The 25,092-nt window shown below is 73.3% G+C and carries 27 protein-coding genes, 2 tRNA genes, 1 other RNA gene and 2 pseudogenes; 13 read left to right on the top strand and 19 right to left on the bottom strand.

Annotation, left to right across the window (positions count from 1 at the left end):
* Positions 1-11 precede the first annotated feature (11 nt).
* Positions 12-506 carry a MarR family winged helix-turn-helix transcriptional regulator gene (locus tag C3492_RS41515; protein WP_103817760.1) on the bottom strand — a complete coding sequence of 165 codons (495 nt, stop codon included), beginning with the start codon at positions 504-506 and terminating at the stop codon, positions 12-14.
* A 205-nt stretch (positions 507-711) separates the two neighbouring features.
* Between C3492_RS41515 and C3492_RS41510 the strand changes: the two genes are divergently transcribed.
* A complete protein-coding gene (locus tag C3492_RS41510; protein WP_103817759.1) occupies positions 712-906 on the top strand; it encodes a hypothetical protein in 195 nt (64 codons plus the stop codon).
* 483 nt (positions 907-1,389) lie between these two features.
* Here the strand turns inward: C3492_RS41510 and C3492_RS41505 are convergent, their stop codons facing one another.
* The 8 genes from C3492_RS41505 to C3492_RS41470 all read right to left on the bottom strand — a co-directional run bounded on the left by C3492_RS41505 (position 1,390) and on the right by C3492_RS41470 (position 6,056).
* Positions 1,390-2,331: an RNA polymerase sigma factor SigF gene (locus tag C3492_RS41505; protein WP_103817758.1), complete on the bottom strand. Its 942-nt coding sequence runs from the start codon at positions 2,329-2,331 to the stop codon at positions 1,390-1,392.
* Positions 2,332-2,667: 336 nt separating this feature from the next.
* Positions 2,668-3,504, bottom strand: coding sequence for an RNA polymerase sigma factor SigF (locus C3492_RS41500; protein WP_258056210.1), 837 nt, complete (start codon positions 3,502-3,504; stop codon positions 2,668-2,670).
* Between the two features lie 198 nt (positions 3,505-3,702).
* The gene (locus tag C3492_RS41495) at positions 3,703-3,996 is read right to left on the bottom strand and encodes a Dabb family protein (RefSeq protein ID WP_058081092.1); all 294 of its coding nucleotides are present in this window, start codon (positions 3,994-3,996) and stop codon (positions 3,703-3,705) included.
* A 10-nt stretch (positions 3,997-4,006) separates the two neighbouring features.
* Complete coding sequence (locus C3492_RS41490; RefSeq protein ID WP_103817756.1) at positions 4,007-4,186, bottom strand: hypothetical protein; 180 nt, start codon at positions 4,184-4,186, stop codon at positions 4,007-4,009.
* A 158-nt stretch (positions 4,187-4,344) separates the two neighbouring features.
* A tRNA-Ser gene (locus tag C3492_RS41485) sits at positions 4,345-4,429 on the bottom strand.
* A 56-nt stretch (positions 4,430-4,485) separates the two neighbouring features.
* Entirely contained in the window at positions 4,486-4,917 is a 432-nt protein-coding gene (gene tadA, locus C3492_RS41480) for a tRNA adenosine(34) deaminase TadA (protein ID WP_219822137.1), read from the bottom strand.
* Positions 4,918-4,976: 59 nt separating this feature from the next.
* Positions 4,977-5,510: a hypothetical protein gene (locus C3492_RS41475; protein WP_103817754.1), complete on the bottom strand. Its 534-nt coding sequence runs from the start codon at positions 5,508-5,510 to the stop codon at positions 4,977-4,979.
* A 300-nt stretch (positions 5,511-5,810) separates the two neighbouring features.
* Positions 5,811-6,056 carry a hypothetical protein gene (locus C3492_RS41470; RefSeq protein WP_103817753.1) on the bottom strand — a complete coding sequence of 82 codons (246 nt, stop codon included), beginning with the start codon at positions 6,054-6,056 and terminating at the stop codon, positions 5,811-5,813.
* Between the two features lie 95 nt (positions 6,057-6,151).
* On the opposite strand from C3492_RS41470, the gene upp reads away from it, so the two are divergent.
* Positions 6,152-6,787 carry a uracil phosphoribosyltransferase gene (gene upp, locus C3492_RS41465; RefSeq protein WP_103817752.1) on the top strand — a complete coding sequence of 212 codons (636 nt, stop codon included), beginning with the start codon at positions 6,152-6,154 and terminating at the stop codon, positions 6,785-6,787.
* A gap of 88 nt (positions 6,788-6,875) precedes the next feature.
* Here the strand turns inward: upp and C3492_RS41460 are convergent, their stop codons facing one another.
* A complete protein-coding gene (locus C3492_RS41460) occupies positions 6,876-7,511 on the bottom strand; it encodes a LytR C-terminal domain-containing protein (protein WP_258056209.1) in 636 nt (211 codons plus the stop codon).
* Between the two features lie 108 nt (positions 7,512-7,619).
* A complete protein-coding gene (locus C3492_RS41455; RefSeq protein ID WP_004943146.1) occupies positions 7,620-7,916 on the bottom strand; it encodes a type II toxin-antitoxin system VapB family antitoxin in 297 nt (98 codons plus the stop codon).
* A 113-nt stretch (positions 7,917-8,029) separates the two neighbouring features.
* Between C3492_RS41455 and C3492_RS41450 the strand changes: the two genes are divergently transcribed.
* Entirely contained in the window at positions 8,030-9,592 is a 1,563-nt protein-coding gene (locus C3492_RS41450; RefSeq protein ID WP_103817751.1) for a helicase HerA-like domain-containing protein, read from the top strand.
* A 21-nt stretch (positions 9,593-9,613) separates the two neighbouring features.
* Here the strand turns inward: C3492_RS41450 and C3492_RS46495 are convergent, their stop codons facing one another.
* From C3492_RS46495 to C3492_RS41425, 6 genes are all read right to left on the bottom strand, one after another.
* Positions 9,614-9,739: a hypothetical protein gene (locus tag C3492_RS46495; protein ID WP_014673632.1), complete on the bottom strand. Its 126-nt coding sequence runs from the start codon at positions 9,737-9,739 to the stop codon at positions 9,614-9,616.
* A gap of 53 nt (positions 9,740-9,792) precedes the next feature.
* On the bottom strand, positions 9,793-10,113 hold the full coding sequence (locus tag C3492_RS41445) for a hypothetical protein (protein ID WP_146075799.1): 321 nt from the start codon (positions 10,111-10,113) through the stop codon (positions 9,793-9,795).
* Positions 10,114-10,198: 85 nt separating this feature from the next.
* Entirely contained in the window at positions 10,199-10,417 is a 219-nt protein-coding gene (locus C3492_RS41440) for a hypothetical protein (RefSeq protein WP_103817749.1), read from the bottom strand.
* Entirely contained in the window at positions 10,414-11,109 is a 696-nt protein-coding gene (locus C3492_RS41435) for an HdeD family acid-resistance protein (RefSeq protein ID WP_103817748.1), read from the bottom strand. Before C3492_RS41435 ends, C3492_RS41440 begins: the two co-directional genes overlap by 4 nt.
* Positions 11,110-11,415: 306 nt before the next feature.
* A complete protein-coding gene (locus C3492_RS41430) occupies positions 11,416-12,009 on the bottom strand; it encodes an HhH-GPD-type base excision DNA repair protein (protein ID WP_103817747.1) in 594 nt (197 codons plus the stop codon).
* A 127-nt stretch (positions 12,010-12,136) separates the two neighbouring features.
* Positions 12,137-12,859, bottom strand: a complete 723-nt coding sequence (locus tag C3492_RS41425) for a siderophore-interacting protein (RefSeq protein ID WP_103817746.1) — start codon at positions 12,857-12,859, stop codon at positions 12,137-12,139.
* An 85-nt stretch (positions 12,860-12,944) separates the two neighbouring features.
* Between C3492_RS41425 and C3492_RS41420 the strand changes: the two genes are divergently transcribed.
* From C3492_RS41420 to C3492_RS41410, 3 genes are all read left to right on the top strand, one after another.
* Positions 12,945-15,431, top strand: coding sequence for a penicillin acylase family protein (locus C3492_RS41420; RefSeq protein ID WP_103817745.1), 2,487 nt, complete (start codon positions 12,945-12,947; stop codon positions 15,429-15,431).
* Positions 15,424-16,011 (top strand): GNAT family N-acetyltransferase, encoded by a 588-nt coding sequence (locus tag C3492_RS41415; protein WP_103817744.1) that lies wholly within the window; start codon positions 15,424-15,426, stop codon positions 16,009-16,011. Before C3492_RS41420 ends, C3492_RS41415 begins: the two co-directional genes overlap by 8 nt.
* Before the next feature lie 219 nt (positions 16,012-16,230).
* Positions 16,231-18,117: a copper resistance CopC family protein gene (locus C3492_RS41410; protein ID WP_103817743.1), complete on the top strand. Its 1,887-nt coding sequence runs from the start codon at positions 16,231-16,233 to the stop codon at positions 18,115-18,117.
* Between the two features lie 19 nt (positions 18,118-18,136).
* On the opposite strand, the gene C3492_RS41405 is transcribed toward C3492_RS41410, so the two are convergent.
* Positions 18,137-18,604, bottom strand: coding sequence for a hypothetical protein (locus C3492_RS41405; protein WP_103817742.1), 468 nt, complete (start codon positions 18,602-18,604; stop codon positions 18,137-18,139).
* A 201-nt stretch (positions 18,605-18,805) separates the two neighbouring features.
* Here C3492_RS41405 and C3492_RS45025 point away from each other — a divergent pair, with 201 nt between their 5' ends.
* The 3 genes and pseudogenes from C3492_RS45025 (at position 18,806) to C3492_RS47095 (ending at position 19,457) form a co-directional block, all read left to right on the top strand.
* The gene (locus C3492_RS45025) at positions 18,806-18,943 is read left to right on the top strand and encodes a hypothetical protein (RefSeq protein WP_181140828.1); all 138 of its coding nucleotides are present in this window, start codon (positions 18,806-18,808) and stop codon (positions 18,941-18,943) included.
* A gap of 93 nt (positions 18,944-19,036) precedes the next feature.
* Positions 19,037-19,234 (top strand): annotated as a pseudogene (locus tag C3492_RS46490) (replication initiator); the annotation flags it as partial.
* On the top strand, positions 19,233-19,457 hold the full coding sequence (locus tag C3492_RS47095; protein ID WP_374938432.1) for a hypothetical protein: 225 nt from the start codon (positions 19,233-19,235) through the stop codon (positions 19,455-19,457). The pseudogene C3492_RS46490 and the gene C3492_RS47095, both read left to right, overlap by 2 nt.
* Positions 19,458-19,849: 392 nt before the next feature.
* Here the strand turns inward: C3492_RS47095 and C3492_RS41390 are convergent.
* Positions 19,850-19,937 (bottom strand) — tRNA-Ser (locus C3492_RS41390).
* Between the two features lie 119 nt (positions 19,938-20,056).
* On the opposite strand from C3492_RS41390, the gene ffs reads away from it, so the two are divergent.
* From ffs to C3492_RS41370, 4 genes and pseudogenes are all read left to right on the top strand, one after another.
* An RNA gene (ffs, locus tag C3492_RS41385) (signal recognition particle sRNA small type) lies at positions 20,057-20,153 on the top strand.
* 67 nt (positions 20,154-20,220) lie between these two features.
* Positions 20,221-22,626: a DNA polymerase III subunit gamma and tau gene (locus C3492_RS41380; protein ID WP_103817741.1), complete on the top strand. Its 2,406-nt coding sequence runs from the start codon at positions 20,221-20,223 to the stop codon at positions 22,624-22,626.
* Positions 22,627-22,798: 172 nt separating this feature from the next.
* The gene (gene purD / locus C3492_RS41375; RefSeq protein WP_103817740.1) at positions 22,799-24,064 is read left to right on the top strand and encodes a phosphoribosylamine--glycine ligase; all 1,266 of its coding nucleotides are present in this window, start codon (positions 22,799-22,801) and stop codon (positions 24,062-24,064) included.
* 287 nt (positions 24,065-24,351) lie between these two features.
* Positions 24,352-25,092, top strand: a pseudogene (locus C3492_RS41370) (hypothetical protein); the annotation flags it as partial.

Genomic DNA, 25,092 nt, shown 5'->3' with positions numbered 1-25,092 from the left:
GCTTCCTTTTCTTACGTGCTTGCGGGTGTACGGGTGGACTCTGCGTCTACGGGAGCGGGGAGCCGCAGCGGGGCGGACCGGCAGTCGCCGAAGGACGCGCGCAGACGCGTCATCAGCCGGATCAGCTCGTCGACGTCCTCGTCGGTCCAGTCCGCCAGCCGCTCGGCCAGCAGGTGCGTGGTCCGCCGGGACAGGTCGTCGAGCTGGTGCAGGCCCGCGGGCGTCAGGCGCAGGATGCGCGAGCGCTTGTCCGCGGGGTCGGGGTGCCGCTCGATCCAGCCGCGTGCGGCGACGTGCGCGACATGCCGGCTGGTGACCGACATGTCCACGGCGAGCAACTCCGCGAGCTTGCTCATGCGCATGTCGCCGTGGCGGCCGAGCAGGGTCAGCACGGCGGCCGAACCGGCCGGGCAGTCGGGCGGCAGGATCCGCCCCATGTCCCGTTTCACGGCTCCGACGGCACTGAGCTGACGCGCCAGCTCTTCGAACTGCGCCTGCTCGGCCATCACACCTCCCGTATTCGTTGCTTGGGGCAACCATAGGACTGCTTGGTTGCTGAAGGCAAACAAACACGGGCCCAACGGCGCAAAAACTTGGCAAAGGCAAGTATTGCGACCGTAAATATGCAGGTGACTGCGGGTGGCGTGCCCCCGTCTGTCCCGGTGGCCCCGCACTTGGGTCGGTCACCGGGATTCGCTAGGGTCTCGGGCCATGGCTAACACCCAGGGCCCCCAGGGCAATTACGACCCCGCAGGCAGCACCCAGATGTTCCGCGCGTTCGTCGACGAGGCTCCCCAGGGGCCCCAGCAGCAGGCGGCCTCCTCCGGCCCCCGGGTCGGTCTGATCATCGGCGTGATCGTGGCGCTCGTGGTGGTGGCCGGCGTCGCCTGGCTGGCGGTCAGGTAGGACTCGCGCGGCTCGGAGCGGGGGCCGGGCTCGGCGAGGCCGCCGACGGAGTCGTACGACCGCCGGGGCCGCCGCGGGGCCGCGAGGTGCCGGGGCTGTCCTTGCCGGGCGGCGTCGGCACCGGCGCCGGTGGGGCGGAGCGCGGATCGCCGGACGGGGTCGATCCCCGCGTGCGCGCGGTGGAACCGGTCGCGCGGGGGGCGTCTCCGGGGGCACCACGGCCCTTGGCCCCGTCGAGCGGCACGAGGATCACCGAGCCGGACGGCGGTACGGCCGTCGGGCCGCCCGTCCCCGCGCCGACCGCGGTGCAGCCGCCGCCCGGACCACCGCCCGCGCACGCGACGGCCACCCCGCCCGGACGGACGACGGCCGCCGACGCTGCCGTAACGGCGCCTCGGCGGCCACGCGTCCATGTCCTCGTACGAGGCATCCCGGTACAAAGCGTCCGGTCACGGTGACTGACGCTTCGTCGGACGGGAAGCGTCAGTCCGAGATCAGACCCTCCCGCAACTGCGCCAGCGTCCGGGTCAGCAGACGGGAGACGTGCATCTGGGAGATGCCGACCTCCTCGCCGATCTGCGACTGGGTCATGTTGGCGAAGAAGCGCAGCATGATGATCCGGCGCTCCCGGGGCGGGAGCTTGGCCAGCAGCGGCTTGAGGGACTCCCGGTACTCCACGCCCTCCAGGGCGGTGTCCTCGTAGCCGAGCCGGTCGGCGAGCGAGCCCTCGCCGCCGTCGTCCTCGGGGGCCGGGGAGTCGAGGGAGGAGGCGGTGTAGGCGTTGCCGACCGCGAGGCCGTCGACCACGTCCTCCTCGGAGACACCGAGCACGGCGGCCAGCTCGGTCACCGTGGGGGAGCGGTCCAGTTTCTGGGACAGCTCGTCGCTGGCCTTGGTGAGGGCCAGGCGCAGCTCCTGGAGCCGGCGCGGGACGCGCACCGACCAGGAGGTGTCGCGGAAGAACCGCTTGATCTCGCCCACGACGGTCGGCATCGCGAACGTCGGGAACTCCACACCCCGTTCGCAGTCGAACCGGTCGATCGCCTTGATCAGGCCGATGGTGCCGACCTGGACGATGTCCTCCATCGGTTCGTTGCGCGAGCGGAACCGCGCCGCCGCGTAGCGGACCAGCGGCAGGTTCAGCTCGATCAGGGTGTCCCGGACGTACGCCCGCTCGGGGCTGTCCTCGCCCAGCGCGGCCAGGCGCAGGAACAGCGAGCGGGACAGGGTGCGGGTGTCGATGGTGGCCGTGACCTGCGCGGCCGGGACAGCTTCGGCGGCCGGGCCGGCGGCCGGGGACGGCACGGCTTCGAGGGCCGTGACACCCTCGAAGCCGTCGAGGACGTCGAGAGCGTCGAGCTCCTTGGGCGCTGCCTCGCTCATCGTGGGCGTCAGCACCTTCGAGCTGCCCTGGTCTGCGGACATGCCACCCCCTTTGGGTCGCGGGACGGTCGCGGCGGCGCCGTCTCTTTCGAGCAACGCAGCCTTCACCTGAATACCGGAGCCGGAGCCACGGCAAACGCGCTTCCCGCAGAATGTCACATGTCGGCAACGCGCTGTACCGACATGTCGACATGTGAGATCCGAATCGGCCCTGCAAACAACGGGTCTGACGGCTTTTCGGAACCGAACTGTCGGCAACAGCCCTGGTGAGCGATTCGCCCGCGCCGGTTAACGCTCGATCGGGTTTGCGATGCAGTGGTGTTCGGGGCGTGCTTCCGTGCGCCCGCTATGCATCAGCCGCCACGGCGTCTGCTGCGGCTATGCGTCGATCCGATTTGCGGAACGCAGCCGCTGGAAGCTACGGGCGAGGAGCCGTGAGACATGCATCTGGGAGACGCCGAGTTCCGCGCTGATCTGTGACTGGGTGAGATTGCTGTAGTAGCGCAGGAGAAGGATGCGCTGTTCTCTCTCGGGGAGCTGGACGAGGAGATGGCGGACCAGGTCGCGGTGTTCCACGCCGTCCAGGGCCGGGTCCTCGTAGCCGATCCGGTCGAGCAGTCCCGGCAGTCCGTCGCCCTCCTGGGCGGCCTCCAGCGAGGTGGCGTGGTACGAGCGTCCCGCCTCGATGCAGCTGAGCACCTCGTCCTCGCTGATCCGGAGCCGGTCGGCGATCTCGGCGGTGGACGGCGAGCGGCCGTAGAGCGTGGTCAGGTCCTCGGTGGCGCTGTTGACCTGCACCCACAGCTCGTGCAGCCGGCGCGGGACGTGGACCGTGCGGACGTTGTCCCGGAAGTACCGCTTGATCTCGCCGACCACGGTGGGCATCGCGAAGGTCGGGAACTGCACGCCCCGGTCGGGGTCGAAGCGGTCGATGGCGTTGATCAGTCCGATGGTGCCGACCTGGACGACGTCCTCCATGGGCTCGTTGCGGGAGCGGAAGCGGGCGGCGGCGTAGCGTACGAGCGGGAGGTTCGCCTCGATCAGCGCTCCGCGCACCCGGTTGTGCTCCGGCGTGCCGGGGGTGAGGTCCTTCAGTTCGGCGAACAGCACCTGGGTCAGGGCCCGGGTGTCCGCGCCGCGGCGCTTCTCGGGGGCCGGCGGGGTCGGAGTGGACGCCTCTTCGTGGGGCGGCGCAGTACTGGCCGACACGGTCAACGCCACCTCTTCATCGGTCAATCATCCGTCAAAAGCGGTCATAGCATCACAAGACATGTGCACTGTGCGCAAGCACCCAATAACGCCGTGTTGTGGTTCAAACTCCTATGAGTTGGGTACGCATCGCCGGAAAATGTCTCGCAGCGACCACGAAAAACCCCTCGCCGCAGCGGCGAGGGGTGCTGGCGGGCGCGGGGCTCAGAACGGGTAGTCGGCGATCACCCAGGTGGCGAACTCCCGCCACAGCGCGACGCCCGCCTGGTGGGCCGGGTGCTCCAGATAGCGCTTGAGGGCGTCGGCGTCCTCGACGGCCGAGTTGATCGCGAAGTCGTAGGCGATCGGCCGGTCGCTGATGTTCCAGGCGCACTCCCAGAACCGCAGCTCCTCGATCTGGCCCCCGAGGGCCCGGAAGGCCTCCACACCCGCCACGACCCGCGGATCGTCGCGCTCGACGCCCTCGTTGAGCTTGAAGAGGACCAGGTGGCGGATCATGGGGTGTACCTCAGCTCTTTCCTCCGTGGGCGACCCAGGTCATGAAGTCGCCGATGGCCTTCGCGGCGTCCGATATGCCCTCGAAGCCTATCTGCACGTAGTCGGCCGCCTTGGCCGGATCCGTGATGATCACGTACAGCGCGAAGACCACGAGCACGTACACGGCGATCTTCTTGGCGTTCACCGCCATCGCGGCCTCCCCTGTACCAGCGCACTCGGGCCCCTGCTGCCCGCCGGCCGCGAGTGTAACGTTCAGGCCTTCGCCTACGGCCAACAGCGCGCCGTCACACGCGCGTTGTGTCCGGAACGCGAGAGAGGCCCCGTCGGTCGACGGGGCCTCTCTGTGAGCGGTAGCGGAGGGATTTGAACCCTCGGTGACTTGCGCCACACTCGCTTTCGAGGCGAGCTCCTTCGGCCGCTCGGACACGCTACCGAGGGAGACCCTACAGCACGGGGGGCCGTGGTTCGAAATCGGTATCCGGCGGCGGCTCAGCGGGCACGGAAGAACGCGGTGAGGAGGCGGGCGCACTCCGCCGCGAGCACACCCTCGATGACCTCCGGCCGGTGGTTGAGCCGACGGTCGCGCACCACGTCCCACAGGGAACCGGCCGCGCCCGCCTTCTCGTCCCGGGCGCCGTAGACCACCCGGTCCACCCGGGACTGGACGAGCGCGCCCGCGCACATCGTGCACGGCTCCAGCGTGACGACGAGCGTGCAGCCGGTCAGCCGCCACTCCCCGAGCCGGGCCGCGGCCCGCCGGATCGCGAGGACCTCGGCGTGGGCCGTGGGATCACCGGTGGCCTCACGCTCGTTGTGCCCCGCACCGAGCACCGTCGTACCGTCCGGTGAGAGCACGACGGCGCCGACCGGGACGTCCCCGCCCCGGACGGCCAGCCCGGCCTCGTCCAGAGCGAGCCGCATCGCGGCCCGCCAGGGGTCCCGCACCGGGTCCGGCGTGCCCTGCGCCCGCTGTGGCGTGGTCAGCGGACGGTCTCCAGCACCTCCGAGGCACCCAGCGCCTCGGCGATCGTGTTCAGCGCGTCGTCGGCGTCCAGCGCGCGCAGCTCCTTCTCGCTGATGCCCAGGTCGTCCAGGATCTCGCTGTCGCCCACCGGGCTGTGCGGCACCGCGTCGGTGGCGGCACCACCCTCCTCCTCGTCGTCCTCGGACTCGCCGTCCTCGGTGCCGTCGAGGTCCAGGGAGTCCAGGTCCGGACCGTCGTCCGCGCCGGGCTCCCGGCCGAGCAGCTCGTCGGTGAGCAGCAGCTCCCCGTACGCGCTGCGCTGGGCGGCGGCGGCGTCCGAGACGTAGATGCGAGGGTCGTCCTCGCCGTCCACGCGGACGACACCGAACCAGGCGTCCTCCTGTTCGATCAGGACGAGCACCGTGTCCTCGTCGGGAGAGGCTTCCCGGGCCAGGTCGGCCAGATCCGACAGGGTCTCCACATCGTCGAGCTCTGTGTCGCTCGCTTCCCACCCGTCTTCGGTGCGCGCGAGCAGTGCGGCGAAGTACACCGTGACTCTCCCACTGGTCATAGGCGTGCCGGTTGGGGGTCCCCCCGGCGGAGGTACTTGGGCGGAGAGAGCTGGGCTCCGAGCCCCACCCACTCGGAATCGTGGCAGAAACAAGGCCTCCAGGGGACGTCTTCGGCTCCCTGTGTCTGGCTGTTTCGATCGTGGATCCGTGATCGGCTCACCAGCGCGCTCATTGCCGCCACCTGCGGATCGTACGCGGCTTTTCCCGGCGCTCACGCACGCCCACCTCCCGACACCGGCGCGAGCGTGGCTCCTCCGTCACGCGAACGGGCCCTGGAACTACCAGCGGAACGTCCGCATACGCATCGCGTGGCGCAACCGTGCGGCCTTGGCGCGCCGGGGCTGGACGCGGGCGCGCAGCGCACGGGCCTCGGCGAGTTCGCGCAGGAACTGCGCGCGGCGGCGCCGGCGTTCGCTCTCGCTCTCGGGCTTGTCGGAATCGGTCCGCGCGGACCGCGCAGCGGGGCCGGCCGTGTCGCCGGTGGGCCCGGAGGCGTCCGCGGGCAGGTCAGGCAGGTCAGACACGTCACACCACCCCAGTCCGTCCCTCCCACTTTCCCCCGGATGGCCGGTTTGACGCCAGCGCGAGGGCGGCCCGGGGCGCAGGTACCGTTAGGGGCATGCGTCTCCATGTCGTCGACCACCCCCTGGTCGCCCACAAGCTCACCACGCTGCGCGACCAGCGCACCGACTCCGCGACCTTCCGGCGGCTCGCCGACGAACTGGTCACCCTGCTCGCCTACGAGGCCACGCGGGACGTGCGCACCGAGGCCGTCGACATCCAGACGCCGGTCGCGCGGACCACGGGCGTGAAGCTCGCCCGCCCCCGTCCCCTGGTGGTGCCGATCCTGCGGGCCGGCCTCGGCATGCTGGACGGCATGGTCCGGCTGCTGCCGACCGCCGAGGTGGGCTTCCTGGGCATGATCCGCAACGAGGAGACGCTCCAGGCGTCCACGTACGCCTCGCGCATGCCGGAGGACCTCTCGGGCCGCCAGGTGTACGTCCTCGACCCGATGCTGGCCACGGGCGGCACGCTGGTCGCGGCGATCCAGGAACTGATCAAGCGCGGCGCCGACGACGTCACGGCGGTGGTCCTGCTGGCCGCCCCCGAGGGCGTCGAGGTCATGGAGCGGGAGCTGGCGGGGACGCCGGTCACCGTGGTCACGGCGGCCGTGGACGACCACCTCAACGAGCTCGGGTACATCGTGCCGGGGCTGGGGGACGCGGGGGACCGCCTCTACGGGGCGGCGGAGTAGGTCTTCGCCCACCGGGGTGCGGCTCGATCGCCGTGCGCGGGTGCGGGGGCGTGAGTGGTTCTCGCGCAGTTCCCCGCGCCCCTTCCCTTCAGCAGCTCTTCTTCGGAGAGGCCGTCGGGGCGGGCTCGCTCAGCTTGGCCAGAGCCTGATCGGCCGCTCCCTGCTTGGCCAGCCCCTTGAAGGCGTCGCCGATGACGAGGTCGAGGTCGGCTCCCTTGCGGCTGTCGGCGCGCAGTTGCGCACCGTCGAGCTGGGTGCCAAGGACGCGCAGTGAGGTGTCCTGCGCGGCGGCGGAGCCGAGGAGTATCCCGGTGCCCTTGACCTTCTTGTCGTACTGCTTCGACGCGTTGCCCACAGCGCCGATCTTGAAGCCGCGTTTCTTCAGCTCGTCCGCGGTGGTCTTGGCGAGCCCCGTGCGCTTGGTCGCGTTGTAGACGTTCACGGTGATCTGGCCGGGCCTGGGCAGGGCGTGCCCCTGGGCCGCGGGCGCCGCGGCGGTCCTGGTCCGGCAGCCCGTCGTGGAACCGCTTGCCGTGTACTTGTCGCCGCCGGTGAAGACGTCGATGAGCTGGAGCGTGCCCCAGCCGATCAGGCCGAGCGCGGCGACGGACGCCACCACGACGGCCACGAGCCTGCCGCGCCGCCGGGGCGGACGCATCCGAGGGTATTTGTCCCCCGTGATGCGGTACTGGCCGCCCATGCCGGGGGGAGTCAGCATGCTCATGGGCGCAGCGTAGTGCGCCCGAGCGGCGATGCCTATCAGATGATCAGTCGATGCCGCCCGATGCCGCTCAGCGGAACCCGAAAGGGCCAACGGCCGTGTCGCGCCGGGTCAGTCGAGCTCAAGCACGCGCGCGTGCAGCACCTGGCGCTGCTGGAGGGCGGCGCGGACCGCGCGGTGCAGGCCGTCCTCCAGGTAGAGGTCGCCCTGCCACTTCACGACGTGCGCGAAGAGGTCGCCGTAGAACGTCGAGTCCTCCGCCAGCAGGGTCTCCAGATCGAGCTGCTGCTTGGTGGTGACGAGCTGATCGAGGCGGACCGGGCGCGGCGCGACGTCCGCCCACTGCCGGGTGCTCTCCCGGCCGTGGTCGGGGTACGGCCGGCCGTTTCCGATGCGCTTGAAGATCACACGGAAAGCCTACCGGCCAAGACGTTCCGGGCGCAGCCATGGCGACGGAGTGCGAGGCTTGAAAAGATGGATCAAATCGGGCATATGGGTAACTACGGGGACAGGGGTCGGAGATGAGTGACAGCGAGACCGTGCCGCCCGACGGCCCGCAGGGGACGCCCGCACTGCCCGCGGAGGCCCGGAAGATCACCTCCGGTTACGCCTTCACCGGCCCCGCGCTCGATCTCGGCGCCCTCCTGTGGGACGGGGCGTGTCGCGCCGACGCGCCGGTCCGCATCCCGCTGCCCGTGCTCAACCGGCACGGGCTGGTCGCGGGCGCCACCGGCACCGGCAAGACCAAGACCCTCCAGCTGATCGCCGAGCAGCTGTCGGCGCAGGGCGTGCCCGTGTTCCTCGCGGACATCAAGGGCGACCTGTCCGGCATCGCGCGGCCGGGACAGCCGAACGAGCGGGTGCGCAAGCGGGCCGCCGACGTGGGCCAGGAGTGGACCCCGGCCGGCTTCCCGGCGGAGTTCTTCGCGCTCGGCGGCCTCGGCCACGGCATCCCCGTACGGGCCACCGTCACCAGTTTCGGCCCCGTACTGCTGGCCAAGGTGCTCCGGCTGAACCCGACCCAGGAACAGTCCCTCGGCCTGATCTTCCACTACGCCGACACCAAGGGCCTGGAGCTGATCGACCTCAAGGACCTGCGCGCGGTCGTCGCCTTCCTCACCTCCGACGAGGGCAAGGCCGAACTGAGGAACATCGGCGGCCTGTCCAGCGCCACGGCCGGGGTGATCCTGCGCTCCCTCACGGCCTTCGAGGCACAGGGCATGACGGACTTCTTCGGCGAGCCGGAGTTCGGCACGGCGGACTTCCTGCGCACGGCGGAGGACGGGCGGGGCATCGTCTCGGTCCTGGAGCTCGCGGCGGTGCAGGACAAACCGCTGCTCTTCTCGACGTTCCTGATGTGGCTGCTCGCCGACCTCTTCCATGACCTGCCCGAGATCGGCGACGCCGACAAGCCCAAGCTGGTCTTCTTCTTCGACGAGGCGCACCTGCTGTTCGACGACGCGTCCAGGGCGTTCCTGGAGTCGATCACCCAGACGGTCCGTCTGATCCGCTCCAAGGGCGTCGGCGTCTTCTTCGTCACCCAGACTCCCAAGGACGTCCCCGGCGACGTCCTCGGCCAGCTCGGCAACCGCGTCCAGCACGCCCTGCGCGCCTTCACCCCCGACGACCACAAGGCCCTGCGGGCGACCGTGCAGACCTTCCCGAGATCGGCGTACGACCTGGAGGAACTGCTCACCGGGCTGGGCACCGGGGAGGCCGTGGTGACCGTGCTCGGCGAGACCGGCGCGCCGACCCCGGTCGCCGCCACCCGGCTGCGCGCCCCGCAGTCCCTGATGGGTCCGCTGGACCCCGCCGAACTGGACCGGGCGGTCCGTGACTCCCCGCTCCACGACCGTTATGCACAGGCTGTGGACCGCGAGTCGGCATACGAGAGGCTGAGCGCCGCCCGGCCGGCGGAACAGCCGCCGAAGCCGGCTGCCGCGCGCGCTCCCCGGGAGGAGCCGTCGCTGGTCGAACAGGTCGTCAGCAGCGGGATGTTCAAGTCGCTGGCCCGTTCGGTCGGCACCCAGCTCGGCCGCGAGATCACCCGTTCGCTCTTCGGCACCGCCCGGCGGAGGCGGTAGCCCGCCCCCGCCGGCGCCGGGTCAGCGGTCCCGTTCCTCGGGTGACCGCTGGGGTTCCGGTGTCCGCTGGTCCGGCCGGGGGGCCGTACCGCGCCGGGCCTCCGCGCGCAGCAGGGCGCGCAGGACGGCGTAGGGATCCTTGGGCATGGCTGTGCTGCTCCTTGCGTCGAGCCGACCGACCTCGCGGGGACGCGGGTCCGTCAGCAGCGCAGGACCACCGTGCGCAGCAGGGGCGCGGTGTACGGCGCCCGGGGCGCGGCGGGACCCGGACGGGCCGCCGCAACAGCGGGCGCCGGGGCGGGGAGCGGCGCGGGGCGCTCGGGCGTGTCGGCCCGGTGGAGCGCGCGGGCGGGCGGCCGCAGCGGTGTGTCGAGGACGTCGTGCTCGGCCGTCTCCGCGGCCACGGCGAGATCCGGCACCGCCTGCGCCGGCACGTGCGCGCCGGGCACCCACAGGGCGAGGAGCAGCACGAGGACGCGTAGCCAGGTACGGCCCCGGGGCGTCCTCCTGCTCCTGCTCACACCTGCTCTTTTCCCGCGGCACGCGGGAAGGGCAGCATGCCGGGGGCGAGGTCCACCCGTCCGGAGTACATGGGGTGTGCGGGGTTCAACGGTCATCGGGGGCGGCCGCGGTCACGGTGGCGGCGGTCGTGCCGGGAGTGGTGACGGTCGTGCCGGGCGTGGCGGCGGTCGTGCCGGGCGTGGCGGCAGTCGTGCCGGGGATGGTGGTCCCGGTGCTGGAAACGGGGCGGTGGCGGCCGGGGGAGGGAGCCGTCGCGGGGGCGGTCGCAGTGGGGAGTACGGCGTTGGTCGCGGCGGTGGTCACAGTGTCTGCGGTACACGGCGCGCCCGGCCGCGGATGCCGAACGCGGTCACGATCTCCACGATCCCCACCGCGACCAGCCAGATCCCGCCGACGAGGGTCAGCACGGCCACCGACTCGAACGGCGAGTCGATGAGCACGATCCCGGCGATGAAGGTCAGGATCCCGAGGAAGATCTGCCAGCCCCGGGCGGGCATCCGGGAGTCGTGCACGGCGGCCAGGGTCTGCGTGATGCCGCGGAACAGCCAGCCGATGCCGATCCACAGGGCGAGCAGCAGGATCGACTGCATGGGCCCGCGGAAGCAGAACAGGCCGAGCAGGATGGACAGCGCGCCGCTGATGAAGGCGAGGACGCGCAGGGAGGTCGCCCGGTGCGTGCCGAACGCGGACACCAGCTGGAGGACCCCGCTGTACAGCAGGTAGACGCCGAACAGCACACCGGCGGCCAGCAGGGAGGCGCCCGGCCAGACCAGCACCAGGACGCCGAGCACCAGGGAACCGATGCCGGTGAGCAGGACGATCTGCCAGGCGGCCCGGGACAGGGCGTGCAGCGGGCCCTCGAACGGCGGCTCCGGTTCATGGTGAGTGCCGGGCGGCGCCGCGGCGGGGTGGCCGCCCGGTGATGCCCCCGCGTGAACATGCCGGTCGTCGTACGCCCGGTCCCGCTCGGGACCGCTGCTCGGTACCTCGCTCATGCCCCATGCTGAGACCGGCCGGGCGGCGGGGGCGAGCGGGGTGGGCCGAGCGGGTGATGGGGCGGTGGGGTCAGCGGCTCGGCGGCTCGGCGGGTCGGTGGTGAGGCGGGCGCCCGTCCCGTTGGGGGGAGCGTCCGGAGGTCCCTCTCCAGCGCGTCACGAGACCCGAGCGGGGCCCGGCCGCCCGGTGGTCATCGGCGCGCTTGGCCCCGTGGCGACGGAAATCGGCCGCCCAGGAGGGGGACCCTCCCCTGGCCGTCCGAGGCCGGGCCCCTTCCAGCCACTGGCGGCAGTCGGCCGGTGGCCTTACCTCTTCGTCGCCTTGGCCGCCTTCGCCGCCGCCTTCATCTCCTGTTTGTGGGCGCGGACCTTGGCCAGGGACTCGGGGCCGGTGATGTCGGCGACGGACCGGAAGGACTTCGGTTCGCCGTAGGCACCCGCGGCCTCCCGCCAGCCCTCGGGCGCGACGCCGAGCCGCTTGCCGAGCAGGGCCAGGAAGATCTGTGCCTTCTGCTTGCCGAACCCCGGCAGGTCCTCCAGCCGCCGCAGCAGCTCGGCCCCGCTGTCGACGCCCCGCCAGACCGCCTCCGCGTCCCCGTCGTAGTGCTCGACGAGGTACTGGCACAGCTGCTGGATCCGCTTCGCCATCGAGCCCGGGTAGCGGTGCACCGCGGGCTTCTCGGAGAGCAGCGTGGCGAAGGCCTCGGGATCCATCGCCGCGATCTCGTGCGCGTCCAGGTCGTCCGTGCCGAGCCGGTCGGCGATGGTGCGGGGTCCCTTGAACGCCCACTCCATGGGGATCTGCTGGTCCAGCAGCATCCCGGTCAGCGCGGCGAGCGCGGAGCGCCCGAGCAGCGCGTCGGCCGCGGGGTCCTGGGCGAGGTGCAGGGTGACGTCCATGCGTCGATGATCCCGCGCGCGGGGTGGCTCCGCCCGCTGGGTGCCCACTCGCCCCCGTGGTCCCGGCTCGCATGTCGCCGCTCACCGCGCGCGCTCGCCCCCGTGGTCGCGGCTCGCGCGTCGTCGCTCACTCCGCGCGCCAGTACCCCAGGGCGTGCACCCGCTGCCTCGGCACGCCGAGGTCTTTGCGGACGTAGGTCGCGAGCGTGCGGGTGGTCGCCGTGTCGCAGGCGATCCAGACGTACGGGTGCGGGGTGCCGGCGAGGACGGCGGGGAGCTCGGCGCGGATCCGTTCCACCAGGTGGGCGCCCGCGTCCCGGCGCGGCACCGCCCGCATCTCGTGCCGGCCCGGCTCGGTCCGACAGGGCAGCCCCGCCGGGTCCCCCTCGAACCAGACCGTGGCCGGGGCCGGACCCAGCGCGCCGAGCAGGGAGTTGAGCGCGGGCAGCGAGGCCGGGTCGCCGATCGCGACGACGTGGGAAGGCGCCGGTTCGGGGTCCTGGAAGCCGGTGCCCTGGACGGTGGCCTCGATCGTGTCGCCGGGCCGCGCGGCCCGCGCCCAGTCGGAGGCCGTGCCCTCGTGCAGGGCGAACTCCAGGCCGAAGGTGCCGGCGACGGGGTCGGGGTCGACCAGCGTGTAGGCGCGCTGGTGGGGCCGGCCGTCGGCGGTAAACCACAGCCGTACCCACATGGTGGGGTGGACGCCGGTCGCGGCGAGCAGTCCGCCGTCGCTCAGCCGGAGCCGCCGGTACTTCGGCGTGACGTCCTCCGCGTCGAGAACGGTCAGCAGGAAGTCCTTGGCGCGCAGCAGTCTGAGGACCGCGCCTTCCCAACCCCGCCCCTGCCCCATGACCCCTCCATCGTTCGCGTACGATTCCGCCACAGAAAACTTAGGCAAGGCTAACCTAAAGAGCAGCGTGCAGGGAGACTCCCGGGTGACCATCGAGACCTACCGCGACGCCTGGGGCATCCCCCACCTGCGGGCGTCCAGCGCCCGTGAACTCGCCCGTGCCCAGGGCCGGGTCACCGCCCACGACCGGGCCTGGCAGCTGGAGGTCGAACGCCACCGCGCCCAGGGCACCTCCGCCTCCTTCCTCGGCGCCGAGGCGCTCTCCTGGGACGTCTTCGCCCGCCGGGCCCGGCTCGACGACACCGCCCGCCGCTGCTTCGCCACGCTGGAACGGCGGGACCCGGAGACGGCCGACTGGGTACGGGCGTACGTCGACGGGGTCAACGAGGGGCTGCCCGTCGGCGCCGGCCGCGCCCCCGAGTTCGCCCGTGCCGGCCTGACCCCCGGCCGCTGGCAGCCGTGGACGCCCCTCGCCGTCTGGCTCGGCACGCACATCCTCTTCGCGGGCTTCCCCGCCAAGCTCTGGCGCGAGCGGGCGGTACGGCACCTCGGCCCGGAGGCGGTCGGCCTGTTCGCCACCGACGGGCCCGGTACGGCGGGCAGCAACGGCTGGCTGGTCACCGGCGACCGCACGGACACGGGGTACGCCCTCATCGCCGGCGACCCGCACCGCTTCATCGAAGACCCCGGTGTCTATCAGCAGATCCACCTCTCCTGCCCCGAGTTCGACGTCGTCGGCCTGGCCGTGCCCGGCATCCCCGGCATCGCCCACTTCGGCCACACCGGCACGGTCGCCTGGGCCATCACCAACGCCATGGCCGACTACCAGGACCTCTACCGCGAACGGCTCCGCCGCACCGGCGCGGGCATCGAGGCCCTGGGCCCGGACGGCACCTGGCACCGCGCCACCCGCCACACGGAGACCGTCCACATCGCGGGCGAACCCCCCGTCGAGATAGAGCTCGTGGAGACACCCCGGGGCCCGGTGATAGCCGGGGGACCGGAGGGCCTTGACGCGATCGACGCGGGGCCGCCGCAGAACGCGGACATCTCCCGGCACACGACGAGGACGAACCCCGAAACCCCCGCCCACCCCCGTCGGAACCCCGGCTCAACGCCGTTCTCTCCGGCCGGGGACGCCTCCTCGGCCGTAGTCGCCCCCGTGGCCGACGACGCCTTGTCGGCGCACTCCGCCTCCCCGTCCCACGCCGCCTCCCCGGCCGGCAGCTCCCAGCGTCCGCCCCGGACACCCACCGAGCCCGGCCGCCCGCGCGGACGCGAGGTCGCCGACGGCGGGGACGTACCGTCAGGGCCATCCGTACCCGGCGGCGCAAGCCGCACCGCCGGCGCGGGTGCGAGCGAGGATCCGGCCTACGGCGCGGCCGAGGCGCTCGCCCTGCGCTACCCGCCCCGCGTGACGGAAGACCTCGGGTTCAGCGCCCTCCTCCCCCTCCTCCGCTCCCGTACGGTCGCCGACATCGACACCGCCCTGGACGCCTGGACCGAGCCGGTCAACGTCGTACAGGCCGCCGACACCGCCGGAGGCACCCTGCACCGCGTCGCCGGCCACGTCCCCCTCCGTGCCGAGGCCAACCGCCTGAAGCCGGTCCCGGCCTGGGAACCCGGCCATGAATGGCACGGCGTGCAGGAGACGCCGTACGCCCGCCCGGCCACCGAGGACGGCATCGCGGTGATGGCCAACGCCCGCGGCCTCGCCACCCCCCTCGGCGTCGAGTTCGCCCCGCCCCACCGCGCCAGCCGCATCCGCGCCCTCCTCGACGCGCGTCCCACCTGGACCGCAGACGGCATGGCCGCGATCCACACCGACACCCACCTCGGTTCCGCCGCGGCCCTCCTGGACCACCTCACCGCCCTCACCGGCCTCAGCCCGGCCGCGGCGGCCCTCCGGGACCGACTGCTCGCCTGGGACCGCCGGATGGCGGCGGACAGCACGGACGCGGCGGCGTACGCGGCGGTGCGCGGCGCGGTCGTGCGCCACCTCGCCGCCCACCCGGTGTTCGCCCCGCTCGCCGAGCCCCCGGCCTACCCGGACGTCCTGCTTCCCTGGCTGGCCCTCGTCCCGCGCGTCGGCCACGCCCTCGAACACCTCCTGCGCGCCGAGGACCTGTACGGCATCGACCGCGCGGCGGCCGTCCGCACCGCCCTGGAGGAGGTCGCCGCCGCACCCCCCACCGGCCCCTGGTCGGCCACCCACCGCCTTGCCCCCTGGACGGCGCTGCCGCCGGACCCCCACTCCGGCGGCGCGGACGAACCCGGTCTCGGCGGCGACCACGACTGCGTGCTGTGCACCTCCGCCGTCCCCGGTCTCACCGACCGCGCCGCCCGCGGCCCGGCCGCCCGCTACGTCTGGGACCTGGCCGACCGCGCCAACAGCCGCTGGGTGGTCCCGTTCGGCGCCGACGGCGTACCCGGCGCCGCCCACCACCGCGACCAGCTCCCCCTGTGGACCGCGGGAGAACTGGCCCCGGTGGTCACCGACCGGGCCCGGCTCACCCCCGAACCCATGGACGCATCCGAGGAAACCGACGAGATCGAGGCATCCGATGACTGACCTGCACGTCCAGCACGTCGACGGTTACGGCACCGTCCGTGTCCGGCCCCTCGACCCGGAGGGCGACGCGGACCTGGTCCACGCCTGGGTCAGCGACGAACGCGCCGCGTTCTGGGGGATGAACGGCCTCACCCGGGCCCAGGTCGCCGAGATCTACGCCCACATGGACACGCTCGACACCCACCATGCCCACCTGGTCACCGTGGACGGGGAACCGGCCGCGCTCCTCCAGACGTACGAGCCGTCCGCCGACCGGGTCGGCGAGTGCTACGACGTCCGCCCCGGCGACCTCGGCGTCCACCTCCTGCTCGCCCCCGCCGGCCCCGTCGGCGCGCGCCCCGGCTGGACGTCCGCCCTGCTGACGGCGATCACGACCTACGCGCTGCTGGTCCTGGACCGCCACCGGATCGTGATCGACCCGGACGTGCGCAACGCCAAGGCCATCGCCCGCTTCGAACGCCAGGGCTTCGAGAGGGGCTCCACCGTCGTCCTCCCCGAGGTCGACCTGCCCGACGTGTACCTGCCGGAGAAGCACGCGCAACTCGCCTTCCTGGAGCGGACCGTGGCCTTCCCCCGGTGACGACGCCCGAGGAGCTGATCGCCCGAGGACGGTCTGCTCCGCCGTCCCCGGGCCGGGGCCGCCGGTCCCGACGGCCGTCCCGAGGACGTGGCCGGCGCCTGCCTCTTCCCCGGGGTGGTGCAGGGCGGAGTGACGATCCGTCCGGTCCGGTGAGCACGCGGCCGGTTCCCCCCGTACCTAGGGGGAGGCACGGGTGCACGGCGGGAACGGAGGCTGACGGTGCTGCGCGACGCGGACCACGACGGAGCCCACGGCAAAGACCGTGAGCGAGCCCGGGACGGCGTCCCGCGACCGCGAGGACGACGCGTCCGCGGCCCGTCGCGGCGCCCGGCAGGCACGTTCCTGCTCGTACTGCTCCTCCCCGCCCTCCTCCCCGTTCTCCTCCTCGGCACGGCGACGCCCGCCTCGGCCCACGCCGTCCTGCGCGCGACGGACCCCGCCGACGGAACCGTCCTGCGCACCGCCCCCCGCCACGTCACCCTCACCTTCACCGAGTCGGTCGGCCTGCTGACCGACTCCTTCCGGGTCTACGACCCCGAGAACCGCCGCCTCCGCACCGGTCCCGCCGGGCACGCCGCCGGCCGCTCCGACACCGCGCGGGTCGCCCTCCCCGCCCGGCTCGCCACCGGGACGTACACGGTCGCCTGGCGGGTGGTGTCGGCCGACAGCCACCCGGTGTCCGGCGCGCTCACCTTCTCGGTCGGGAAACGCACGGCGGCACCGGCGGCCCTGCCCCAGGACCGCGCGGAGAACGGGGCCACCACGGCCCTGCACACCATCGCGCGCTACCTCGCCTACCTCTCCCTGGCCCTCCTCCTGGGCACGGCCGCGTTCGTGGCGTACTGCCGCCCGCCGACGACGGCCCATCTGCGGGCCCCCGCCCTCGCCGCCGCCGTGACACTGGTGGCCTCCACCCTCGCCGTGTACGTCCTGCGCGCCCCCTACGAGGAGGCCGCCTCCCCGACGACCGCCTTCTCCCTCTCCGCCCTCACCCACACGGCGACGACCCGCCCGGGCCGGCTCCTGCTCCTCCGCCTGGCTCTGCTGCTCCTGGCCGCGGCCGCCGTCACCCTGCTCAGAACCCGCCGCGTCAGGCTCCCGCGCCGCGCCACCCTCGCGGCCGCCACGGTCCTCGCCGTCGCCCTGGCCCTGACCTGGTCGGCGTCCGACCACGCCTCGGCGGGCATCCAGGTCCCGGCGGCGGTCGTCTCGTCCACCCTGCACCTGCTGGCGACGGCGGCCTGGCTGGGCGGCCTGGCCGCGCTGCTGTGGACACTGCGGCGCGCCCCGGAGGCGCCGGCCGCCCTGCCGGCCTCGGTCCCGGCCCGCTTCTCCCGCCTGGCGTTCACCTCGGTGGTGGTCCTGGTCGTCACCGGCGTCTACCAGTCCTGGCGCGGCCTGGGCTCCTGGCAGGCGCTGACCGACACGACGTACGGCCGCACGCTCCTGGCGAAGCTGGCGGCGGTCACCGCGCTGCTCCTCGCGGCGGCCTGCTCCCGCACCTGGACGGCCCGCCTGACCCGTCCGACAGGGGCCGCCGTGCGCGCACGTGTCCCCGAACCGGCCACCGGCCCTGCGCTCCCCGAACTCCCCCCGGAACCACCCCCGGCCCCACCCCTGCACCTCCTGCGCCGCTCGGTCCTGTGGGAGGCGGTGGCCGCCGCGCTGGTCCTGGCCCTGACCACCCTCCTGACCAGCACGGTCCCCGGCCGCGCGGCGACGGAGTCCGCCTCGTCCACGCCCTCCGCGGCGACGGGCGTCCAGACGGCCTCGGTCACCACGATCCCCTTCGACACCGGCGCCCCCGGCGGCCACGGCAAGGTCCAGCTCACCCTGGACCCGGGCCGCGTCGGCACCAACTCGCTCCAGGCGGTGATCTACGGCCCCGACGGCGGCCTCTCCACGGTCCCCGAGCTCCGCGTCACCCTCTCGCTCCCGTCCCAGCGCCTGGGTCCCCTGGACACCAGGCTCACCGACCGCGGCGGCTACTGGTCCACCCCCGCCTTCACCGTGCCGCTCCCCGGCACCTGGACGATGAAGGCGACGGTTCGCGTGTCGGACCTGGACCAGGTGACGGTGTCGGCACCGGTGCGGGTGACGCGGTAGCGGCGAGGGGCCGACGGGGTCAGACGGCGTGCAGGAAGAGTTGCGGGGACCAGCCGGTGCAGCTTCCGGGCCCCGCCTCGTCGATGGCGCCGGCGCATGCCCTGACCTTGATGTTCCAGTCGCCGCGCGCGGGCGCGTCGACCGTGGCGACCCGGTACTCGCCCATGCGGAGCTGCCAGCTGTACCAGCCGAGCCGTGACGGATACGTGTACCGGACCTCGTAGTAGGCGTAGCGGGGGCTGGAATAACCGCCGTAGTACACCCTCAGCGTGTTGGCGCACCCGTCGAAGCGGGCACCGGCGTACGGGGTGTCCGCGTACCTGAACCGGTGGGGCGTCCCGCCCAGGTCGGTGCCGCCCCCCGGCGGATACGCGTCCTGGGAGGCGCACGGGCCCGCCGGAGCGGAGGCCGGCCCCCGTGCCTGCGCCGCGGTCGCCGTACCGCCCACGGAGACGACGGGGACCAGCAGAGCCGCGGCAGCAGCCACAACAGGCAACGAACGCCCCAAGGCCCTCACCTCCAGCGAAAGACCCTTGGTCACCACAGTGCACTTCCGCCCCGGAGGTCGCATCCGCTGACTCCCCGTGTCGGTGGGCGCGGTCGTGCTGGGCGCGGGCGCTCCCGCCGGCGCCGCGCCGAACGCCAAGGCACCGGCGCCCGGGAAGGCACCTTCGCGCACGCTGGGTTCGTGGTCTTCGACCGCGAGCAGCTCACCACGCCTCTTTCCGACGTGGACACCTCGGTGCTCACGCAAGGTGAGTGGCACCAGATTCGCTTCTATGACATCGCCTCGTTGGGCGGGGTGATCTTCAACGCGTGGGACTGATGGGCGAGGTCAACGGGCGGCTTGACAGTCGCCCAGACCGGAGGGACTGCCGCTGCGGCCTCCGGCAGCGAGACGGATGCCGCCCTGGACTCCCGAGAGGTCGCCAAGCGCGCCGGCCTCACACAACGCGACTTCCGTGATCACGCCCGGATCTCGTTCGCCAAGGTCGCCGAGTACCAGAAGCGGGGCGCCGTCCACTTCCATGCCGTCATCCGCCTCGACGGCCCCGAAGGCGGCAACACGCCACCGCCGGCCTGGGTCACGACCGAGTTGCTGACAGAGCCCGCTCGTGGAGGCGGCCAGGCTCCGCAACAGCGCGCGCCGGGTCGTCGCCCTGGCCCTCGGCCTCCGCCAGGGCGAAGCACTCGGGCTGCACCGGGAAGACGTCGACCTCGACGCCGGGTACATCCGGATCCGCAAGAACCGTCTCCGGCCCAAGTACGCCCACGGCTGCGGGGATGATCTGCGGTCGCAAGGCCGGCTACTGCCCCCAGAAACAGCAGATCCGTCGTGAGTACAAGAACACCAAGTCCCGTGCCGGACGGCGCACGATCGGCCTTCCGGACCCGCTGATCAAGCTGCTCCGGCAACACCGGGAGGAGCGGGAGCGGGCGGAAGTCGGCGCTGACCGGAAAGAGAAGGGCCTCCCGCGGGACGCCGGCGTACGGGGCGGGCGGCGCAACGACGCCGGCCACACCGCCGCGACCGTGCTTCTGATCCCCGGTGGCCCGGTACATGCATGTGACGGGAGTCATGCTCCGGAAAGTCGCTCAGCAAGTCGGAGATGCGCTCTGGGTGCCGCCCGGCACCGAAGGGAAGCCGACTGAGACGGGAACTGAGACGGAGAACGTCGAAGGGCCCCACCGCAAGCGGTGGGGCCCTTCGACAACGTGCCCGGTGAGGCACTGGCGGAGGATACGAGATTCGAACTCGTGAGGGGTTGCCCCCAACACGCTTTCCAAGCGTGCGCCCTAGGCCTCTAGGCGAATCCTCCGCCGGAAACATTACATGACCGAGGGGAGTGCTCGCGAACTCGTTCCCGCAGGCCGTCCCCGGGTGGGGTCGTGGGTCCGATCGGGTTCGGACCGCTGCCCGCGATCGGGTACTGTGGGGCACAGCCCCTCACGCGGCGCTATCTGACTGAACTCCCCCAGGGCCGGAAGGCAGCAAGGGTAGGTCGGCTCTGGCGGGTGCGTGGGGGGCCCTTGCGTTCCGGGGTCCGGGGTGCGGATCCGGGGCGGGGCCGGTTGTCAGTGGGCGCCATTAACCTCGTATGCGTGTCGTCTCTCGCGCTGTACCGCCGCTATCGCCCGGAGACCTTTGCCGAGGTCATCGGGCAGGAGCATGTCACCGACCCGCTGCAGCAGGCGCTGCGGAACAACCGGGTCAATCACGCGTACCTGTTCAGCGGTCCGCGCGGATGCGGCAAGACGACCAGCGCGCGCATCCTGGCCCGCTGTCTGAACTGTGAGCAAGGTCCCACCCCGACGCCGTGCGGAGAGTGCCAGTCCTGCCGCGACCTGGCCCGGAACGGCCCGGGATCGATCGACGTCATCGAGATCGACGCGGCCTCTCACGGTGGTGTGGACGACGCCCGTGAGCTGCGCGAGAAGGCCTTCTTCGGACCCGCGAGCAGCCGGTACAAGATCTACATCATCGACGAGGCCCACATGGTCACGTCGGCCGGCTTCAACGCGCTGCTGAAGGTCGTCGAGGAGCCGCCCGAGCATCTGAAGTTCATCTTCGCGACCACCGAGCCCGAGAAGGTCATCGGGACCATCCGGTCGCGGACCCACCACTACCCGTTCCGGCTGGTGCCGCCCGGCACCCTGCGGGACTACCTGGCCGAGGTGTGCCAGAAGGAGGACATCCCGGTCGAGGACGGCGTCCTGCCGCTCGTCGTGCGCGCGGGCGCCGGCTCCGTGCGTGACTCCATGTCCGTCATGGACCAGCTCCTCGCCGGCGCCGGGGCGGACGGTGTGACGTACGCCATGGCCACCTCCCTCCTCGGCTACACCGACGGCTCCCTGCTCGACTCCGTCGTGGAGGCCTTCGCCACCGGTGACGGGGCCGCCGCCTTCGAGGTGGTCGACCGGGTCATCGAGGGGGGCAACGACCCGCGCCGCTTTGTCGCCGACCTGCTGGAGCGGCTGCGGGACCTGGTGATCCTCGCCGCCGTGCCCGACGCCGTGGAGAAGGGGCTCCTCGACGCCCCGGCCGACGTCCTGGAGCGGATGCAGGCCCAGGCCGAGACCTTCGGCGCCGCCGAGCTGAGCCGCGCCGCCGATCTGGTCAACGAGGGCCTGACCGAGATGCGCGGCGCCACCTCGCCCCGCCTCCAGCTGGAACTGATCTGCGCCCGCGTCCTGCTCCCCGCGGCCTACGGCGACCAGCGGTCCGTGATGGCCCGGCTCGACCGCCTGGAGCGCGGCATCGGCTTCTCCGCCGGCGCCGGCGCGCCGGCCATGGGGTACGTCCCGGGTCCCGAGGCCCACGGCGGCGCCCTCGCACCGGGCGCGGGTGCCGGTCCGGGTGCCGGTGGCCCGTCCGTGCCGCCCGGTGGGGGGCCCGCGGCGGCTCGCGCGGCGGTCCGGACCGTGGGGGGCCCGGCCGGATCCGGTACGCCGGCCGCGGTTCCGGTGGGTCCCGGTGGCCCCTCCGGTCCGGCGGGTCCGGGTGAGCCGGCTCCGGCCGCTCCCGTCGCCCCGGCCGCCCCGGTCGCCCCGGCGGCTGCGGTGCCCACGCCCCCTGCCCCCGCCCCTGCGACCACGCCCGCTCCCGCTTCCGCTCCCGCCGCCCAGGCTCCGGCCGCCCCCGCCGCCCCCGCTCCCGGCGCCTGGCCCACCGCCGCCCCCGCCGGCGGTGGCCGACGCCCCGGTGGCTGGCCCACGGCCACCGCTCCGGGCGGCCGGCAGGGGGAGAGCCAGGGCGCGGGGCAGGGGCAGGGTCCCGGCCGCGCGGCCCCGGCCCAGCCCCAGCCGTCGTACCAGCCGGCCCAGTCCACGCCTCCGGCCGCCCCGGCCCCGGCGCCCCAGGCTTCCGCCCCGGCCGCCCCCACCGGCGGCCTCGACCCCCGCGCGCTCTGGCCGAACATCCTGGAGGCCGTCAAGAACCGCCGCCGCTTCACCTGGATCCTGCTCAGCCAGAACGCCCAGGTGACCGGCTTCGACGGCACGACGCTCCAGCTCGGCTTCGTGAACGCCGGCGCGCGGGACAACTTCGCCGGCAGCGGCAGCGAGGACGTGCTGCGGCAGGCGCTGGCCGAGCAGTTCAACGTGCAGTGGAAGATCGAGGCGGTCGTCGACCCGTCGGGCGGCGGCTCCGCCCCACCGGCCGCAGGCGGCTACGGCGGAGGCAGCGGCTACGGCGGCTCTTCCGCCGGTGGCCCTGGCGGCGCCCCCGGCGGCGGTGGCTACGGCGGCGCCCCGGCCGCACCCCGCCCCGGAGCCTCCCAGCCGTCCCCGCAGCCGCCCGCCGCCCCGCAGAGCGGCACCCCTGCCGCGCCCGCCGCGCCCGCCCCGGCCCCGCCGCCGGCCGCCGCGCCCGAGCCACCGCCCGTCTCGCCCGAGGACGACATTCCTGAGGACGACGACCCGGACCTCGACGAGTCGGCGCTCTCCGGCCACGAGCTGATCGTGCGTGAGCTGGGGGCGACGGTGGTGGAGGAGTTCTCCAACGAGTGAGGGGCCCCTGCGCAGTAAACGCGCCCCCTGCTCGGGGAACGGGCCCCTGCTCGGGGAACGGGCCGCGTGAGCGGGGAACCGGGCCCTGTGCTCGGGGAACGGGCCCTCTTTGGAGGAAAGTCCAACAAACCCGGCGCCCAGGCTTCGGCAACCTTGCCATTAGGCTGACCCCGTGAAGGTCCTCGTCATCGGCAGCGGCGCCCGCGAACACGCCCTGTGCCGCTCCCTGTCCCTCGACCCCGACGTCACCGCGCTGCACTGCGCCCCCGGCAACGCCGGCATCGCCGAGGTCGCCGAGCTGCACCAGGTCGACGCGCTCGACGGTGCCGCGGTGGCCGCGCTGGCCACCGGGCTCGGTGCCGACCTGGTCGTCGTCGGCCCGGAGGCCCCGCTGGTCGCCGGTGTCGCCGACGCCGTCCGCGCGGCGGGCATCCCGGCCTTCGGCCCCTCGCGGGAGGCCGCGCGGATCGAGGGGTCCAAGGCCTTCGCCAAGGACGTCATGGCGGCGGCCGGCGTGCCGACCGCCCGCTCCTACGTCTGCACCACCGCCGAGGAGGTCGCCGAGGCCCTCGACGCCTTCGGCGCCCCCTACGTCGTCAAGGACGACGGTCTCGCCGCCGGCAAGGGCGTCGTCGTCACCTCCGACGCCGAGGCCGCCCGGACGCACGCCGCCGGGTGCGAGCGCGTGGTGATCGAGGAGTTCCTCGACGGTCCCGAGGTGTCCCTGTTCGCCATCACCGACGGCGAGACGGTCGTCCCGCTCCAGCCCGCCCAGGACTTCAAGCGCGCCCTGGACGGCGACGAGGGCCCGAACACGGGCGGCATGGGCGCGTACTCGCCGCTGCCGTGGGCCGACCCGAAGCTGGTCGACGAGGTGCTGGAGACGGTGCTCCAGCCGACCGTGGACGAGATGCGCCGCCGGGGCACGCCGTTCTCCGGGCTGCTCTACGCCGGTCTCGCGATCACCTCGCGCGGGGTCCGGGTCATCGAGTTCAACGCCCGCTTCGGCGACCCGGAGACCCAGGTCGTGCTGGCCCGGCTCCAGACCCCGCTGGCCGGTGTCCTGATGGCCGCCGCCACCGGGAACCTCGCCGACCTCCCGCCGCTGCGCTGGAGCGAGGACGCGGCCGTCACCGTCGTCGTCGCCTCCCACAACTACCCGGGCACCCCGCGCACCGGCGACCCGATCACCGGCCTGGACGAGGTGGCCGCCGAGGACGCCCCGCACGCGTACGTGCTGCACGCCGGCACCGAGCGGGACGGCGACGCCGTCGTCAGCGCGGGCGGACGTGTCCTGTCGGTCACGGCCACCGGCCAGGACCTGGCCGAGGCGCGCGAGCGGGCCTACCGGGCGGTGGGCCGGATCCGGCTCGACGGCTCGCAGCACCGCACCGACATCGCGGCGCAGGCGGCGCAGGCGGCGCAGACACAGGCGTGACCACGGCCGGTACGGCTCTCCCGTGCCGCCCCTCGCACCCCATCAGGCCCCGGAGACGATCCGGGGCCTGATCTTTGCTGTCTGTCACCCAGCTCTGACCAAAGCCATTCCATCGAGTGAGCGATCGCCCATATGGCTGACGGGGGCCGGGGCCCCAACTAGGGTGCCGCGCAAGCGTTCCGGCACTTGGCCCACCGGCATTGCGATGTCAGTGGCGGGTGCCACAGTGGGGGAGTGAGCAAGACCAGGGCAGCACGCGATCGCCAGGGAGGGGGCGAGATCGGCACGTGACCGGAATCGGTGTGGAGGCGGGCGCGCAGGCCGCGCGTTCCCGGGCCCTCGCCGTGCTGCGGGTCCGGGGCCGGGCGCTGGCCGTGGCGCTGCTGCCCGCGGGCGCCGAGGTGATCCTGCTGACCGGCGCCTCCACCGGCCGTCTCGTCGGCCCGGGCTGGGACGCCGCCCGGTGGGTCGTCGGCGTGCTCGCGGTGCTGGTCCTGCTGGCCGCGGCCGGTATCGCGGTGGTCGTGGCCCGGGCCCGTCCCGCCATGAGCCCCACCGTGCCGGTCCCGGAGGGGGCCGCCCCCGACCTGTACCGGATGGTGCGCGACCTCGCCGACCGGCTGGACGTGCCGGCGCCCTCGGCCATAGCGCTCACCCCGGACTGCGACAGCTGGCTGGAGGACCGGGCCCATTCGGCCCACGGGCCGCCCCCGCGTCCGGCACCCGACGAGATAGCGGGCCCCGGCCGCCGCCGGACCCCCCTCGCGCCGGTCCTCGTCATCGGCTCCCCGTTCCTGTGGTGGATGCGCGTCGGCGAGCTGCGCGCCGTCCTCGCCCCGGTCATCGCCGGTACGGGACCCTCGGCGCACCCGGACATAGCCGCCGCCCGCCGCTTCGTGCGCGGGCTGGACGCGGCCGTGGCCGTCGCCTCGACCAGGGGCCGCTGTCCGCTGACCCGCGGGGTGTGCGCCGTCCTCGGCTGGGTGCCCGGCTGCTGCTGCGCGGCTGCCGGGAGCACGCGACCCAGA

This window comes from Streptomyces sp. Ru62 (assembly GCF_002920615.1).
Taxonomy (GTDB): Bacteria; Actinomycetota; Actinomycetes; order Streptomycetales; family Streptomycetaceae; genus Streptomyces.
The sequence above is the reverse complement of the archived record's forward strand: the minus strand, read 5'-3'. Positions and strand labels throughout refer to the sequence as shown.

Excerpts from the sequence above, each read along its gene's own strand:
- C3492_RS41515 (WP_103817760.1), bottom strand. The coding sequence starts at position 506 with ATGGCCGAGCAGGCGCAGTTCGAAGAGCTGGCGCGTCAGCTCAGTGCC.
- C3492_RS41510 (WP_103817759.1), top strand. The coding sequence starts at position 712 with ATGGCTAACACCCAGGGCCCCCAGGGCAATTACGACCCCGCAGGCAGC.
- C3492_RS41505 (WP_103817758.1), bottom strand. The coding sequence starts at position 2,331 with ATGTCCGCAGACCAGGGCAGCTCGAAGGTGCTGACGCCCACGATGAGC.
- C3492_RS41495 (WP_058081092.1), bottom strand. The coding sequence starts at position 3,996 with ATGATCCGCCACCTGGTCCTCTTCAAGCTCAACGAGGGCGTCGAGCGC.
- C3492_RS41490 (WP_103817756.1), bottom strand. The coding sequence starts at position 4,186 with ATGGCGGTGAACGCCAAGAAGATCGCCGTGTACGTGCTCGTGGTCTTC.
- tadA (WP_219822137.1), bottom strand. The coding sequence starts at position 4,917 with ATGCGGCTCGCTCTGGACGAGGCCGGGCTGGCCGTCCGGGGCGGGGAC.
- upp (WP_103817752.1), top strand. The coding sequence starts at position 6,152 with ATGCGTCTCCATGTCGTCGACCACCCCCTGGTCGCCCACAAGCTCACC.
- C3492_RS41460 (WP_258056209.1), bottom strand. The coding sequence starts at position 7,511 with ATGAGCATGCTGACTCCCCCCGGCATGGGCGGCCAGTACCGCATCACG.
- C3492_RS41450 (WP_103817751.1), top strand. The coding sequence starts at position 8,030 with ATGAGTGACAGCGAGACCGTGCCGCCCGACGGCCCGCAGGGGACGCCC.
- C3492_RS46495 (WP_014673632.1), bottom strand. The coding sequence starts at position 9,739 with ATGCCCAAGGATCCCTACGCCGTCCTGCGCGCCCTGCTGCGCGCGGAG.
- C3492_RS41435 (WP_103817748.1), bottom strand. The coding sequence starts at position 11,109 with ATGAGCGAGGTACCGAGCAGCGGTCCCGAGCGGGACCGGGCGTACGAC.
- C3492_RS41430 (WP_103817747.1), bottom strand. The coding sequence starts at position 12,009 with ATGGACGTCACCCTGCACCTCGCCCAGGACCCCGCGGCCGACGCGCTG.
- C3492_RS41425 (WP_103817746.1), bottom strand. The coding sequence starts at position 12,859 with ATGGGGCAGGGGCGGGGTTGGGAAGGCGCGGTCCTCAGACTGCTGCGC.
- C3492_RS41415 (WP_103817744.1), top strand. The coding sequence starts at position 15,424 with ATGACTGACCTGCACGTCCAGCACGTCGACGGTTACGGCACCGTCCGT.